Source organism: Pontiella desulfatans (genome assembly GCF_900890425.1).
Taxonomy (GTDB): domain Bacteria; phylum Verrucomicrobiota; class Kiritimatiellia; order Kiritimatiellales; family Pontiellaceae; genus Pontiella; species Pontiella desulfatans.
In genome coordinates, this window is record NZ_CAAHFG010000001.1 from 3,336,366 (window position 1) to 3,352,429 (window position 16,064).

Consider the following 16,064-nt stretch of genomic DNA (forward strand, 5'->3'; position numbering starts at 1 on the left):
GAAGGATTGATCCATCTGCGTGGAGCAGGCCGAAAGCACATCGACGCCGAAAAACACCCACAGCGAATGCGTGCAAAACGAAGGATAACGGCGATGGGGTTGCGCGTTTACAGCGCCTTGACCACCACGCCGTACATGGCGGAGACCCCGCTGTTGAGAATGGAGCCGAGTACGACGGTTTCGCCAGCCTTGAAGGTTTTCCCGTAGAGCAACAGATGATTTCTGGCATCAACCGACCAACCCGTTTCCTCCCAGCTTGCAAGCCAGGCCGGGAGGTTTCGTACTTCATCCTTCAACGCCACATAGACCGTGCAGTCCTTTTTCAGCTTGAAGGTGATGAGGTCGTCGCGGTCGCTTCCCCGGTCCTGCATGGGGGTCTGGATCAGGGTTGCGCCCTCAAGCTCCGCAGGCACCTCGCCCACGGTGTATTTTCTGTCGGTCCAAAGGACGGCATTCTTGGTGAAGCCGTCCGGAACGATCGAGTAGGCATGTTGCGAGTTGAACCTTTCATCCTGAATCAGGTCGCTGGCCCGGCGGGGTTGTTGCCGAACGGTCTTCTTGAACACCTCGCCGTTTTCCAACACCTCCAACCCTCGGCCGGAATGCTTATGAAAATAGGGATAGACGCCGTCGCCGTGCTCCATGTATGCCTGGGCCGACCCCCAGAACGAACCGTTCATGTAGCCGCGGGTGGCCGAGGTGAACGGCTTGCCTTCGATCCGGGCAATCGTCTGTTTCAGGATCAGGCGCGTGCGCCAGATATCCATCAGGCGGACATGCATGAACATCGTATCCCAAATGCCATACTCCGCCTTGTGCGCCTCGGCAATGACGAGTTCCAGCTCCGCCAGCGCCCCCTGCAGGTTCCCGGCAAAGGCCTGCGGGTTGCGGTCGCGCAGATATTGGTCGAACGCGCGGTTCACGAGCGCGAGCATCCTGCAGGAATGCATATGGACGGCCACCTGGTAGGTGAAGTGCGCCTGGTAGAATAACCTGCGATCCGGCGGAATCTGTTTTTCCAGTTTCTTGGTTTGCGCCCAGAGCCCCGGGAAAAACTCCGCGGTTTCCGCCAAGGGTTCCCTGGCCTGGCTGAACTGTTTGTCAAAGCCGTCGATGGCCCGGAGATCCTCCCCCTTCTCCACCGCCGCGGCATATTTCTTGAGCATTTCCTGCGTCAGGTATTGAAGCAGGTGCTCCGCGCGGGCACCCCGCCAACGCCCCTGCACCGGCATCTTTTCGCGCATGTAGGGAATGTCGTAATACTGCAGGCGCAGCTCGGCCAGTTCAGTCGCCAACTGCGGGGAAAACGCCTTGGCATACCACGCCGTGAGATACTCCTTCATCGCCTCATCCGGGCTCTTGGCCAGCGCGGGCTCGGCATCCCAAAGGAAATCGGTAATGGCTTCGACCGACATCGCGGCCGGCCGGATGCCGCTGACGTTGATGATGGCGTATCGGGTGGCGCCCTTTTCCACATAGCGCCGGAGTTCACTGTAGAAACGGGCGGGCGGAACAGCCTCCGTGGTGCGGTTCTGGGTGTTCATCATCATCATGACGTGGTAGTAGAGCCCGTCGCCCGCATCAAGATCAGAGCCGTCCCCTTTGTCGCGCATATACCCCCGGCCATCGTCGGCAAACATTTTGCAAACCCCGTCCGGAACCTTCAGCAGACCGTCGTTATAGAACCTTCCGAGTTCATTCCACAGGGCGGCAACGATGGTTGCATCCGGATCGATTTCCCGAATGATGTCCGTCTGTTTCTGCATGGCTTCCGCAATCACCGCCGCACGGCCGGCATCGTCCTTGGGGGTAGCGGGATCGCTATGCCAGAAGGCGCCGTCGGACTCCCCGCGGAAGCCGACGATCCAGGCGACCTTCTTGTCGGCCTGCGCCAGCGCGGCCTTGCGCCACGCATCTTCGAGAATGTCCTTGTGCGTGATGTAGGAGAACGGCACACCCTTCGGCCAGTTCATCATGTTCAAGCCCAGCGGCGCGATATGATGGTGGGTAATGATGACATCGCGCCGCTTGCACAGGTCGTAGACGGTCGCGTCCGGATAGGGCGAAGACTCCGGGATAATCATGTTGCCCTTGCAGCGCAGCAGGGTTTCGAGAATCTTGTCCATCCATTCCATGGAAATCACGTTCCCGCCCAGCGGATCGCGGTGCATGCCATCGTGCAGCTCCTCGTCGTTGATGAACCACCCGCGGTTTTCGAAGGTCGGTGCCTTGGAGCAATAGGCATGATCACGGGTAAAGGCGATTTCCCCGCGCCGCGCCGGAACCTGGTCGGTGAAGACATACATTGGGTCGATGCCGAGCACCCGCTCGCAAAAGGTATAGATGGCAAAGACCGTGCCACGGGTGTCGGAGCCGATCGCGGCAATGGCCGGATTGTTTTTCACTTTCACCGGGAACAGCCGATGCTGCTCCTTGCCCTCAGGAACCTCGGCATCGAGCAAGTGCGCCGTGTTCGCCTTGGATCCAAAAACGATGATTGCCCCATCCCAGGAGTTGCGTGGATTATCCTTGAAGACCACCGGCGGAATGCCGAACACCTTGTACCAATCGCGCTCGGCATCGCGGATGGCTTCCTGGATCGCCGGGTTTTCGTAATCCTTCTCCATGACCACCCACGGTGTATCACCGTTGATTTTCAAGGAGGCGGGCGCGGCGAACAGCAGCTGCCCGGCGAAGGCAACGACGATAAGGAGCAAAAAGGTACGCGTCTGATATTTCATGAATTCATTTCCCTGGTTACATGCTCCAAACAGAATACAAGGCATATGAGACAAGCCTATCCTACGTTCGTAGGAGGGTTCACAAGCATACGTCGATACGATTCACCCGGAAAATAAATATGCTACCGCCATGAAAGGTCCATTAGCTTTCTCGATGGTCATGCCGCCCCGCAATCCGACCACGCAACTATCCACGGCCGTGGACAGTTGCGTGGCCAACGAATCCTGGGACGGAAACGCCAGGCCCCGGAAAACACCACGGCCGTGGACGGTTGCGTTACCAACGGGGTTGGAATTTAATGTCAAGTTAGCAGGAAGCACCACGGCCGAGGGCCGCTCCGTGACAGGTCAATTGGTCGCCTGGTCGGTGATTTGGGAGACGATGCGTTGATGACGATCCCAAACCTCTTTGCCGAGATAGCCCGAAGGGAGCAGCTCGTCGGGAAGCAGGGGATCCGTGACCATGGCTTGCGAATAGGCGAGGTTGTCCATGCGCAGGAGTTGAATCAAATCCGCATGGCCATGGTTTCCTGCCAACAACAGCGATAGATTCTTGTCGGCGGCGGCAAGGTATTGCGTGTGGAAACTTTTGAGCCTGTCGAAGTTCCACGCTTCACGAACCACCGACTGGTTGCCGTGTCCAAGCACGGTTCGCGCTTCGAACAGATGTGCAATGCTGTCAACATTCGCCGCGTGGTCTAGGTCGTCGTATTCAGGGCGGACATCCCGGGGCGTCACCCAAACGCTTTGCTGAAGGCATCCGAAGCGGAGCCGCTTCAAGAATTCCCGCAACTGGTCTCGATACAATCTTTCGCGTTCCGGCACGTCGAACATCAGCACATACCACCATCGGTTCCACGGTTTCGACCAGAGCTTGTCCGGCCAGTAGTAGACGGGAACCAAGGATTCGGCCTCATCCGTCAGTCTCAGTTCAGGAAGCGTCCCGTCCGTGTGCGGCGCAATCAGCAGTCCTTTCTTCCGCAACCGGTTAACCGACGCGTGGAAAGCCTTCCGTGAAGGATAGCAATGACCATAGAAGTCGCAGGCTCCTGCGCTCAACACCATGCCTGCGGTTTGATCCAGCAGGGTTACAAGCTCCTCGCCCACCTTGCGGCGGATGACGGGAAGCGAAATGTCTGGATGGTGCAATGTTTCCCATTTCATGAGGCAAACTTACAGGGAAACCGCCTGCATGTCACGGAACTTTCCACGGCCGTGGTCGGTTCCGTTGCCACAAAGAAGGAGGATATCTTGGGACTATCTCCCCCCCCCAGGGGCCACGGAAAGCACCACGGCCGTGGCCAGTTCCGTGGCCCAGAGAATGCGAAGGGATGGGAGGGATTCAACGAACAGGGTCTGTTTTCTCGAATAGCCCGATTATGGATCGATCCAGCGCAGGTTGCGGAACTCGGGCACCTTGCCCTTCCATGCTGCACCATATGTTGCCCTCTTCGTTTGACCATCCACCGTTTTCTTCAGCGAATCCTTTGCACCCAGCCGCAGTTCTCGGATCGCCTGATACCCCGCCATGGATTCGCCGCCTGCGTCTTTAAAATCAGAGGATGAAAGAACAACCTGCTGCCACGTCCCCCCACCCTTCAGCGCAACTTCGGCTGCGTAGGAATCAATGCCGACGGCCATCTTGTTCGCTTCGTCGGCCTTGACTTCAAAGGCGAGCTTTGCGCCTTCGGGCGCTTTCCATCGCGGATCGTAGATCTTGTGCGTTTTACGGCCCCACTCCTCCGGCCGGTAGGTGAACCATTCCTTTTGCCAATCCCCTTCGAACGACTCGATATCCAATGTCGGCTTTAGCGATGCCTTGACGCCGCCGGCGTTCAACTCGCCCGGCGTACCCATTTCCATTCTCGAAGAAAGGTTAAACCGATCCGTAGTATATTCGCCGTAATAATACCCCGCCCCGGTCACCGGATCGTCCAGCGGATAAACCACATTGGCATACACCCAAAGCGGCTTGTCGGCGCCGGATAGCGGAAGCTCCGCCGTCCAGACGCCGTCCTTTTTCTCGGTCTTCGCATGGTGCCAAAACCGGGCTTTCGTATTTTCGCGGTCGTCCTTCTCCCCGTCCATCTGCCCCTGCCGGGTATAGAACACATCCACCTCCAGTACGGGTTTCGATGGGTCGGGTTTCACGGAAAACTGCGGAACACCGCCCAACTTCAAATCCGTTGCCGGGGTTTCCGGCCATTTGAACGTACCCTTCAGATGCTCATCGAACCACAACAGCGAAGCCACCTCGTAATCCTTTGTGTCCTGATGGTTGTGGTGTGCGGCGCAGGTGGCCCGCCATTGGTCGGTTTGGATTTCGGTTATCGCCGTCTGCAAATCATTGATCCGCCCATGGAAATCGTTGGCCGGACTCAGAAACATGATCGGACAGTTGATCTTCTTCAGCGAAACGGCATCGTCGCACTCCGCACCGCCGTCGCGGCCGCTGATGCCGCCGCAGGACGGCGCCGCCGCCTTCACCCTGGCATCGGCTCCGGCGGTCAACACGGTCAGCTTGCCGCCCATTGAATGGCCGTATACGCCCATCCGGGTTTTATCCACCTCGGGCTGTTGTTCCAGGAAGGTCAATGCGCGGCGTGCGGCGAGCGTGCACAAGAACCACTGGTTGTTGCGGGGCGATTCCACCGGATCGAGCGTCCACTCCGTCGGCTTTGTGTTGCCGAACGAACCAAGGCCACTTCTGGTCGGCGCATGGTATGCATCCAGCGCGCCCCAGTCGGTCGTCACCCGATAGTTCGGGTGATCGGTTTTGTTTTCCCAAAACAATTTAACGACGTCGGGGTTCACCTTGTGATCCGGCGCATTGATTCTTCCCGCCCAGGAAATCGACACCGTGGCGTATCCGCGCTTCGCGTTGGCCAGCGGCGCCCGGTAATCGGCATACTGCCCGCCGCCATGAATCTGCACCAACCCGGGCAGGTTATTCCCTCCTTTGGGGAAACCGTACACCCCGGCCAACATGGCCTTCTCGCCCTTAAAGATCCCGACGCGGAAGCGCACGACCCGCAGCACCACGCCGTCCTCTTCCCATTCCTTCAGGATTTCCATATCCAGCGGTTCGGCGCGTGGGTCAAATCCCGCCCAAAGCTCCGCATGCGTCTGCGGTGCCGGAGTTCCGTTCAACGGTGCCAAGGTTTCAGCAAAGAGCCCCGGCACCAGGCATGCGACCATCCCCAAGACCTTGAATCGTTGCGTTCCCATCCTAGCCCCTCCTACTTCAGTTTGATTTTAAGTTTCAGGTCGTCGCCTTTCTTCAGGGAAATCTCCCGATACTGTTCGCCATATTTCGATGCGCCGACGGCCTGCGGGCGGCTGCACTCCAGCCTCAGGATTTCACCCGGCAACTTCAGGGAGAACGTGGCGTTGCGCTTGGCAAGGAGCGTCAGTTCGACCTCCTTTTTCGCCATGTCCCATTGGGCGGACGCGCTGGCCCCGGTGCGGGTCAGCAGGCCGTGGAACTCGCCGGCCGGCCAGCTGGCCGGAAGCGCCGGCAGCAAGCGGAGCATGTCGGCGGTCGATCCGCAGAGCATTTCCATGACCGCCGCGGGAATGCCGAAATTGGCATCCATTTGAAACGGGGCCGTACGCCCCCAGGTAATCGGCAAGGTTACACCCATCTTGCGCCAGTCGTTGTGATAGGTGAAAAGGTTTTGCCCCAGGCAGCAGCGTGAGAGGATGTTCAAGGCTTCCAGTGCCTTTTCCCCGTCGCCCAGCCGGGCATAGACATTGGCCATGTGCGCCAGCGACCACCCCGTCTGCGATTTGAGGCCAATGACCAGCCGCTTCTCGATCGCCACCCGGCAGGCGTCGTAGAGCGCCGGGTCGGACTCCGCCGTAATCTCCTGCCCAGGGAAGAGCGGATAGAGGTGCGACTGGTGGCGATGCTCATAGTTGTCTTTGAAGTCCGGATGCATCCATTCCTTCAGCGCACCCTCTTCGTTCACCTGGTAGTCCGGCATATCGGCGATCATTTGTTTCCAGCGTTTCACGCCGCCCTGCTCCACCCCCACGGCCTCGCATGCCTCAACCAGGTTGCCGAAAACCTCTTTGGCAATGGCCACGGCGATCGTCGAATTGATCTGCACTTTGATTTTGCCTACGCGGCCGGTTTTCGGATCCGTGATCATTTTGTCCGCCGGTTGGTTTTCCGGTGACTGGGAAGGCAGGAACATGTTTTTGCCATTTGCATCCTTGACGATGTAGTCCTCGTAGAAGAGCGCGACTTCCTTCATGAAGGGGATCGCGCGCTCCCTGAGGAATTTTTCGTCGCCGGTGAAGAGGTAGTAGTCGTAGTAGAACGAGGCCAACCAGCCGGCGGCATCCGTCCAGTAGACGACGTGCGGCGCGGTGTGGCGCATGACGCCGGAGTCCGGCGACATGAAGGGCGGGATATAGATGCCGCGGCAGCCCCAAAGTTGCTTGGCGTTATAGCGAAACTCGTCGAGATGGCTGTCGAAATAGTCGTAGAAGGCCATCATCGATTCCTGCATGTTGCCGGGCAGCGCCTGCCAATAGGTCATCTGCAGGTTTTCGTTAATGCCATACAGTCCGCTCCACGGCGGGCGGTAGTCCCCGTTCCAGATGCCCTGCAGCCCCGCCGGATAGCCCCCCGCCCGGCTGCTGGAAATCAGGAGGTAGCGGCCATAGTTGAACAGTTTTTCAACCAACTCCGGCGATGCCGGGTTTTGATAGGCATCCAGCAGCAACCGTTCGTTCGGGGTGTCCTGCCTATCCGCCATGTTTAAACGCAGCCCCATGGAATTAAATTTTGCACGGTGGAGCGGATGGTGGCGGTCGAAAAGTTTTCCGTAATCCCCAGCGTGCGCCGCGAGTTGCTTTTTCACACGCGGCATGGCCGTTGCGCCCTCCTCGTTCGCAAAGAACCCGACCAGCAAGACAACCTCGTCCGCATTGGAAAACCGGATCGATTTCCCATCGGCTTCCATGGTCCCGTTTTTGCAGACCACACGCACCGCGCCACCGAACTCCCCCCCATCGGAGCCATCGGCATGGAACTCGATAAAGTCGCCATCGGCAACCGTCCGGTAGGTAAAGCCCGGATCAAACGATTTCCCGCTTTGCTCGATGGCATCGTTCAGATCGTGGATATCCAGCGTGACGTCGCCATTCACCGCACCCGCACGGTCGGCGCTGATCGACATCGCCGAAAGATGATCCGGAATCGAAACAAAGAGCCTTCGCGAAAAACGGGTTTCCCCATCCCGCCACTGGACCTCCACTTCGCCGGTTTCGAAGTCGAGCGTGCGCGAATAGTCCTCGAACATGCGGTCGGTGTCGGTTGTGACCAGCATATCGAAGGCCGGGTGGTAGACGGCATTGCGGGCACTGAATCCCTTTTCCAGAAGCTTCTTCTTATAGTGACCGTTCGCTTCGGAATAGTTTCCCTTAAGCAACAAATCCCGCACCACCGGAAGCTCGGCCGACATGTCCGGCACCTCGTCCACCTTGCCCATGTACCACAGCTTGTTGTGGTTGAACAGGACGCGCTCTTCATTGACCGAACCGTAGACCAGTGCGCCGATTTCCCCATTTCCCGAAGGCAACGCTTCGCGCCACTGCGCGGAAGGTTTGATCATCGTCATGCCATGCCGATATTCAGCTCCATGGGAAACAACGCAGGCACTGAACAAGGCCCATATGGTGGTTTTCTTCAGCATAGATTTATCCATTCCCTATTTTACAACAAACCCTTCAACATCGTCCGCAACGATCATTTCCCGGGCATCCGGAGCACGCGTGCCCATGTTCAGATTCCGGAATTCAACGTTCTTTGCATGGCGCACATACGCCCCCCACGAAGGCAGCACCCCGAAGAAAAACTGTTCCGGATAGCGGGCAATGTCCTCGGCAATTTCACGTTCCGCATCTTCCGCGGTTCCTCCGCCCGGATAGCTGATTTCGATATTCTCCAGCATCACATTTTCAATGCAATGCCCGGGTATGCCCGAAATCATGATGCCGCAGCGCTTTTGGATATCGCTGGTCACGGTGGCCTTGATGTTGCTGATGCGAATGTTTTTACAGTTACCCACCGGCACGCCCTCCGGCTCTACATCCTGCTTCTGAATTTGCTCCGTGGGTTTGTCATACTTGCGGCCACGATTGGCCAGGCGAATAAAGATCGGCCCCTCGACATCGTTCATCACAATGTTGTCGATCGTGATGTCTTCCAGGATGCCGCCATCCACCGACAACAACTTGATGGCGCCCATCCGGGTGCCTGAAAAATCGCAGTTGGAAACGGTGATGTTCTTAAACCCACCACGCGACGACGTGCCGCATTTAAAGGCCGAGGTATTGCTTTCCGCCCGGCAGTTTTTCACCACAATGTTTTCGCAGAGCCGGGTGGTTGTGCTCTTCGGACAGATCGCATCGTCGCCCGTGCGGATTGTGCACTCTTCCAGCAAAACATTTTTGCAGCCGTCCAGGTCGAAGCCGTCATTGTTGCGGTTCACGTGGCTATCGATGGTCACCTTGCGGGCCACGACTTCATCGCAGTTGACCAAATGGGTGCACCAGGAGGCGGCATCCTTGAAGGTGACATTTTCAAAAACCACCCCGACGCAGTCGACGAACCGGATCAGCATCGGGCGGTCGTGGTAGGCTTCCCGAGGGCCGATGGGGAAATTTTCCGTGTGCCCACGGCCATTGATGATGCCCCCGCCGGTAATGCGTATGTTTTTCGAATTTTCCGCGTACACCAGGCACTCGTCAAAGGCGGGCCCCTCGATCGCGCCTTGGATATCGCGGGCATAATCGTTGATCGAGAGACTGCCCAGCAATTCTGCCCCCTCATCCAAGCGCAGTTCCACATTGCTTTTCAGCTTAATCGTACCGATATGGTAGCTCCCCGCCGGTACATACACCACGCCGCCTTCGCTTGCGTGGCACGCATCGATCGCGGCCTGCATGGCCTTCGTGTCCATTGCAACGCCATCGCCGATGGCACCGTAGGTTCTAACATTGAACAGCGTTGCGGCCTGGCAGGAACCCAAGCCCACGCCAAACATTACAGTCAACATAACCCAAATCTTTTGATTACCCATATCTTTTTTTTCACTCCTTCCCAACGAGGGGAACGCCCTTATCGCGCATCGGTATTGATTCATTCAAGGTCCCATTCTACCCGACCATCGAAAACCGTATATCCTTCGTTTATGGGATATCCTTCCTATCCATTACCGTTCAGCAAAGCCTTCAACATCCACCAGCACGATCTTTTCACGTTGATCTGCCAAGCGCGTTGACAGGCTGACGTTCTTGAACTCGATGTTTTTGGCGTGGCGGACGTAGGCGCCCCACGCAGGGAGCACGCCAAAGAAATACTGTTCAGGGTAACGGGCGACGTCTTCCGCAACCTCGCGCTTCACGTCGGCTTCGGTTCCGTGGCCGGGGAAGGAAATCTCGATATTTTCCAACACGACGTTTTCGACACGGTGTCCCGGAATACCCGAAATCATGATCGGCCCCGCCTTCGACTTTTCGGCATCCGTCACGCCCAGGGTCTTGTCCAGCGTCAGCCCCTTGTAGGTTGCCCGAAGCGCCTTTTCGCGTTCCTCGATGGTCACCGTTGCGGACAGGTCGCTGATGCGCACGTTTTTCAGGGTGCCGACGGGCATGCCCTCCGGCTGCGACCCCGCATCCTGCCCCGCCACGTGGCGGTCGGTCTTGTTTTCATATTTCCGGCCCCGGTTCCCCAACCGAATGAAGACCGGGCATCCCACCTCTTCCATTACGATCCGGGAAATATCGATGTTCTCCAGCCGCCCGCCGTCCACGCACTGCAGCTTGATGGCCCCCATCGGACAATCATGGAAATAGCAATTGCTCACATCGACATCGATAAAACCACCGCGCGACGAGGTGCCGAACTTGAGCGCGGCGGTGTTGCTCGCCACCCGGCATCCGCGCACGACAATGTTGCGGCAGGGATTCTTCGAGCTTTTCAGGCAGATCGCGTCGTCGCCGGACTCGATGTCGCAGTTTTCAATCAGCACGTTTTCGCAGCCGTCCAGATCGAGGCCGTCGTTGTTGTAGTTGTTGTTGCGCATCCGCACGGTAACGCCGTTGAAAACGATGTCCTTGCAGTCGATCAGGTGGATTCCCCAGAAGGCCGGACGTTTATAGGCAACGCCCGAAAAGGCGAGGTTCCTGCAGTTGACCATCCGCAACAGGCGCGGGCGCGGGAGGCGTTCCTTCGAACCGCTCCTGGTGCGCGGGAACGCCTCGGCCGTTCCCCGTCCGTCGATCACCCCAAGCCCCTCGATCCGGATGTTCACCGCATCGGCCGCATAGAGCAGGCAACGGGGGCCGCCCTCCCGGGGATCGTCGAGGCCATCGATCGGATAGTCGGCCAGGTTTTGGCTTCCAAGCAAAGCCGCGCCATGGTCGAGCGACAGGGTCACGTCGCTTTTCAGATGAATCGTACCGATGTGGTATTGCCCCGGCGGCACGCGCACCATGCCCCCGCCCGCCGCGTTGCAGGCATCGATCGTTTTCTGCAACGCAACGGTGTCCATCGCGAGGCCATCGCCGACCGCCCCGAATTCCTTCACATTGAACTCGGCGGAACAAGCCAGCGCCGCACCGAACAGACCCAAAAAAAGAGGGAACCGCATGGTTATTTTTGCAACGGGCATCTTATTCACTCCGCTTCATGGTTATCTGCGTTTTCATGGTTTTTTTTTTGACCGAACCACCTTGCCGGTGCGCATGCCGTGCTCCCCTTCATCATTTGGCATCATCCGCCGTTATCACTCCATCCCCATTCCGATCCTGGCCCTTGAACTGCCGATGGAACGTTGTCATGAATTCCTCGCGGGTCAGCTGGTTGTTCTTGTCCTGGTCCGCGGCGTCGAAGGATTTGTGGGGCTGCTCCTCACGGCTTAGCACGCCATCCTTGTTTTTATCCTTGCGCTCGAAGCCCGGCGCAAAATGGCCGACATATTCCTCTTCCGTAATCCGGCCATCGCCGTTCGCATCCTTTGCGGCCACCGCTTCCGGCAACGCCTTCGGCGCTTCCACGGCCACCGCGGTTCCAGCGGCCAACGCCTGTTTTATAAAACCGCCCCTTTTGATTTCCGGATAGCTGACGAGAAATTGGTTTTCATCCACCAGGTTAATCAGATAGTGCGTGGTGCCCTCCGGCAGTCCCGCAGTCGCCTTCGATCCGTTCAACTTGGCGGGCACACGGAACCATTCCTCGTATTTATCCCCGCCGTTGAGCGTATAAATCAGATCCGCCCGCACCACCTTCGCACCGTTTTCCTTGAAGGTGAACTCCACCGTGCTGCCCTTCGTTTGATGGGCCACGACGGTGCAGACGTTTCCTTGCCCCGGAAGGTCCGGGTTTTTCGGGTTGTAGCAGGGATAACTCGCATCCATGCCCTCAAGCCATTCCGACAGCCGCTGGTTCATCGCGGCTGTTTTTTCCGGCATCCTTCCCGCCAGGTTTTCCGCCTCTTCAATATCGGTGCGCTTGCCGTTTTCATAAAGCCGGAACAGCTCCAGTTCCGGGGTGGCCGGATCGCCGACATGGTCATAGTTGCGGATGAGCTTGAAGTCGCCCATGCGGATCGTGCTTTCGAGCGCCACGCCGTGCGGGAAGTGCCACATCATCGCATCCCGCTCCTGACCGTCGGCATCCCTCACCAAAGCAGGGTTGGTGGGATCCTTCAGCAGCAGCGCCGAAATATCGCAGCCGTCCAGGTTCTTGTCCTTTGGCTTTTCCGTCCCGGTCAGCGAAAGAATGGTTGGATAGAAATCGAGCCCGTTCACCATCACATCGCTCTGCACCCCCTTGGCGATGCCGGGCCCCGCGATGAGCAACGGCACGCGGGTGCCCCCCTCCTTGGCGGAAATCTTGCCGCGATCCAGCGGGGCGTTGTCGGTATAGCGCTCCTTGCCGCCCTCCATGCCGCCGTTGTCCGATGTGAAAATCACATAGGTGTTTTCGCTGAGCCTGTGCCCCGGCCAGCGCGGGTCGTCGGTGGTTTCAAGATAATCGAAAAACCGGCCAACATAATAGTCGAGCGACTCCACCATCGCGCAATAGTACGGATTCACCTGGCCCGGAACCTCCCTCGGGAATTTATCCTTCCGGTCCACCCCCAACTTTTTTTCATACTTGGCCAACAACGCTTCGTTGCGTGTCATGATGGGGCTGTGCACCAGCCACGTGCAATAGTAGAGGAAAAACGGCTTGTCCTTGTTTTCTTGGACGAACTGCATGGCATCCTCGCTGTTCTGGTGGCGCGGGAACCCGTTTTCATCCAGCCGGTACGGATCGTCCCCGGCATCGGTCGCGAAACCCTTGGTGCGATCCTTCATGTTGGAATGCGCGCCGCGGTCGGAGCGGGTGTAGTCGAACCCGACATCCTCCGGCTGCGGGAAGGCGTGGTGGTTGATGGCAATGTGCCACTTGCCCGCATGACCGGTCACATAGCCGTTCGTCTTCATCGCCCGTGCCAGCGTGAAGGTGTCCTCCGGCATGCGGCCGCTGTACCACGGATCCATCATCCGCGTACCGGGGCTCCGCGCATAGGGCGGATGGCCGCCGACCACATGCGTCTTCTGCGCGCGCGCCGGATGGTTGCCGCTCATGATCGCGCAGCGGCTCGGCGAACAGGTGGGGGCAGGCGAATAGGCCTGCCAAAACATCACGCCCTTTTTTGCAAAGGCGTCAAGGTGCGGCGTCTCCATCGGCGACGGCTCGTCGATGTCGTAGCACTTCACATCCTGCCAGCCCAGATCGTCCGTCACGATCAGCACCACGTTCGGCTTCGGCCGCGCGGCCTGCAACGGGCAAACCGCACCCCCCAGCAACAACACCAATAAACACAATCTTTTCATTTGCTCTTCCTTATTGTTTCCATATTAAAACGCTCCGCCTTGGCGGAACAGGTTAAGATAGGGGTTGTCCGCCTGCGGAACAACACCCTTGAGGTCGCGGATCGAATTCCGCAGCGCGCGCAGCGCGTCGCAGTATTCCTTGTCGGAGACCTTTCCTTTTGCATAGACCGCCTTGGCATTCTTTAGTTCCTTCAGCAATGCGGCATCGGTTCCGCCCTTGCCCTTCAGCCCGGCCTCGGCTTCCTGCCCGAGCTGGATCAGGGCATGGAGCCCCGGACGGAACGGATACGCATGCTTCAAATAGGAAGAGTCCGCGCTGCTCGACGACGCCTCCTTGTACGACGGCAGTTCCTCCGACATCACCAGGAAGCCTTCGCTGTCGGTCATGCAGAAGACGGCATGCGAGGTTCCCGGCGGAACCGTGCCGCTGATGCGCCCGCCCTGGATCGTTGCCGGCTCCTCGAACCACATTTCGCGGCGGCCTTTGGAAACCTCCAGCAGGCTGCCGTTCACCGTGTAGAGCAGCTTGGCCGCGACAATCTTCGATTTGTCCCTGCCCGTTTCCACCTCGACCCAGATTCGGTCGCCGTCGTCGCCGCGCGCCAGCACCGCCGGAATCCGATCCTGCCCCGGATGGGTGTCGATTGTTGGATTCTTATACGGGTACGACACGTTTGCATCGCCCAGGAAACCGTCCAGCTCGGCCAGCAGACGGTTGGCCAGCTCGGGCATTTTTTCCGCCAGGTTTTCCTTTTCGCCGACATCCGCCATCGTGCCGTCGTCGTTGTAAAGCCGGAACAGCTCCACCATCGGGCTCTTGTTGTTGCCCGGCCCGAGGTTGCGGTAGATTTTCCACGGCCCCTTGCGCATGGCGCACCCCGAGGATAGTTCGATGGGATAATAAAAATAGATGCTTTCACGCGGCGTACCATCGGCAAAACGGGCCACCGTTTCCCTCCCCTCCAGCAGCGGCCGGATGTTGCAACCATACAGTTTCGGGTTGTCGGTCGAAGTCCCCGCCAAATCGACGAAGGTCGGATAGAGATCGATCAGCGAGACCGGCGTTTCACAGACGGAATCCTTCGGAACATTCGGCCCGCGAACGATGAAGGGAATGCGGACGCCGCCCTCATGGATATCCTGTTTGCCTTCGCGCAGCGGCGAGTTGTCCGTGATGGTTCCGCCGGATCGATTGACCAAGCCCCCATTGTCCGAACTGACGATGATGTAGGTGTTGTCGACCAGCTTATGCCCCGGGTTGCGTGGGTCGTCGGTCTCCTCTAGATAGGTGATCACCTTGCCGATCATCCAGTCGAGCGTATCGACCATGGTGGCATAATACGGATCGCTCTTGCCGCCGCGTTCTTTGTTGATCGTTCCTGGATCGGTCGGAAAATCCTCGTAGCCCATCTTCTTGAGGTAATGTTCAAACCGCGCGCGGTTGCGCGTCTGAATCGGGCCGTGCACATAATAGGTGCAGTAGTTCAGGAAGAACGGTTCGGCATGGTGCTTTTCCAGCCATTTCAAGGCAACGTCCAACGTCTTGTCGAACGGTCGGCCGTCTTCATCCATCTGAAAGGGATCGTCCGGCTCGTTGGTCGCCCACCCGTGCAGGCGGTCGGGCTTCATGGAAGAAGCCAGCCCATTGTGCTGGTCGCGCAGCTGCTTGCGCGGCCCCCAGATGTCGGGGTCGGGATAGTAGGTTCCGCCCTTGCCGAGGTCGTCCACATAGCCCAGGTCGAAGCCATAGTTTCCCGGGAACGGATAGCCGTTGCTGCGCCCGCCCAGATGCCACTTGCCGACGTGCCCCGTCGTGTAGCCCGCCTTCTTCAGCTCTTTCGGAATCGTCATTTCCGTCAAAGGAAGCCGGTAGCGGTAGAACGGATTGATATGGGTGAAGTTGGGCGAATAGGCGCGCGGCAGCTTGCCGCCCAACACGTGGTAGATGCCCGTATGCGCGGGGTACTGCCCCGATATATAGGCCGCCCGCGATGGCGCGCAGGTCGGCGACGGCGAATAGGCCTGCATGAACTTGCGCCCGTTTTTCGCCAGCCGATCCAGGTTCGGCGTTTCATAGGGCGTGTCGCCATCGACATCGAAGCAGACCGGATCCTGCCAGCCGAAATCGTCCGTCAGGATGTGCACAATGTTTGGCTTCGGTGCGGCATGAAGCAACGATGCTAAAAGAACGGCAACAGCAATCAAACCACGTTTTTTCATATCCAAACCCTATTCCTTGCATCATTAAACAAAGCTAAATAATGGCCCAAAACCAGCGGTCTGCCACTCCCCTATTTGGAGGAGGCCAACACCTAAGGCGAAGCGGATGAAACGAAAACCGAACGGCACAATGAGCATCCCTTTTTCGCCGGTGCCTTCCAATCCGCCCCACCCTTGCCAATCCTCTTAGCTTCCCAGGATACT

General features: G+C 58.2%; 8 protein-coding genes. All 8 read right to left on the bottom strand.

Annotated features, from left to right (window positions below):
- Positions 1–107: 107 nt before the first annotated feature.
- Positions 108–2,741 carry a glycosyl hydrolase 115 family protein gene (locus E9954_RS11805; protein WP_136079369.1) on the bottom strand — a complete coding sequence of 878 codons (2,634 nt, stop codon included), beginning with the start codon at positions 2,739–2,741 and terminating at the stop codon, positions 108–110.
- A 348-nt stretch (positions 2,742–3,089) separates the two neighbouring features.
- Positions 3,090–3,905, bottom strand: a complete 816-nt coding sequence (locus E9954_RS11810; RefSeq protein WP_136079370.1) for a PaaX family transcriptional regulator C-terminal domain-containing protein — start codon at positions 3,903–3,905, stop codon at positions 3,090–3,092.
- A gap of 213 nt (positions 3,906–4,118) precedes the next feature.
- Positions 4,119–5,969, bottom strand: coding sequence for a dienelactone hydrolase family protein (locus tag E9954_RS11815; protein ID WP_136079371.1), 1,851 nt, complete (start codon positions 5,967–5,969; stop codon positions 4,119–4,121).
- 11 nt (positions 5,970–5,980) lie between these two features.
- On the bottom strand, positions 5,981–8,446 hold the full coding sequence (locus E9954_RS11820) for a glycoside hydrolase family 95 protein (RefSeq protein WP_168442185.1): 2,466 nt from the start codon (positions 8,444–8,446) through the stop codon (positions 5,981–5,983).
- Positions 8,447–8,461: 15 nt separating this feature from the next.
- The gene (locus E9954_RS11825) at positions 8,462–9,811 is read right to left on the bottom strand and encodes a glycoside hydrolase family 28 protein (protein ID WP_222847158.1); all 1,350 of its coding nucleotides are present in this window, start codon (positions 9,809–9,811) and stop codon (positions 8,462–8,464) included.
- Positions 9,812–9,967: 156 nt separating this feature from the next.
- Entirely contained in the window at positions 9,968–11,428 is a 1,461-nt protein-coding gene (locus E9954_RS11830; protein WP_136080226.1) for a glycoside hydrolase family 28 protein, read from the bottom strand.
- Positions 11,429–11,519: 91 nt separating this feature from the next.
- Complete coding sequence (locus E9954_RS11835) at positions 11,520–13,640, bottom strand: sulfatase-like hydrolase/transferase (RefSeq protein WP_136079373.1); 2,121 nt, start codon at positions 13,638–13,640, stop codon at positions 11,520–11,522.
- Positions 13,641–13,664: 24 nt separating this feature from the next.
- Positions 13,665–15,860: a sulfatase gene (locus tag E9954_RS11840; RefSeq protein ID WP_136079374.1), complete on the bottom strand. Its 2,196-nt coding sequence runs from the start codon at positions 15,858–15,860 to the stop codon at positions 13,665–13,667.
- Positions 15,861–16,064 lie beyond the last annotated feature (204 nt).

Excerpts from the sequence above, each read along its gene's own strand:
- E9954_RS11805 (WP_136079369.1), bottom strand. The coding sequence starts at position 2,741 with ATGAAATATCAGACGCGTACCTTTTTGCTCCTTATCGTCGTTGCCTTC.
- E9954_RS11810 (WP_136079370.1), bottom strand. The coding sequence starts at position 3,905 with ATGAAATGGGAAACATTGCACCATCCAGACATTTCGCTTCCCGTCATC.
- E9954_RS11830 (WP_136080226.1), bottom strand. The coding sequence starts at position 11,428 with ATGCCCGTTGCAAAAATAACCATGCGGTTCCCTCTTTTTTTGGGTCTG.
- E9954_RS11840 (WP_136079374.1), bottom strand. The coding sequence starts at position 15,860 with ATGAAAAAACGTGGTTTGATTGCTGTTGCCGTTCTTTTAGCATCGTTG.
- E9954_RS11820 (WP_168442185.1), bottom strand. The coding sequence starts at position 8,446 with ATGCTGAAGAAAACCACCATATGGGCCTTGTTCAGTGCCTGCGTTGTT.
- E9954_RS11825 (WP_222847158.1), bottom strand. The coding sequence starts at position 9,811 with ATGTTGACTGTAATGTTTGGCGTGGGCTTGGGTTCCTGCCAGGCCGCA.
- E9954_RS11835 (WP_136079373.1), bottom strand. The coding sequence starts at position 13,640 with ATGAAAAGATTGTGTTTATTGGTGTTGTTGCTGGGGGGTGCGGTTTGC.
- E9954_RS11815 (WP_136079371.1), bottom strand. The coding sequence starts at position 5,969 with ATGGGAACGCAACGATTCAAGGTCTTGGGGATGGTCGCATGCCTGGTG.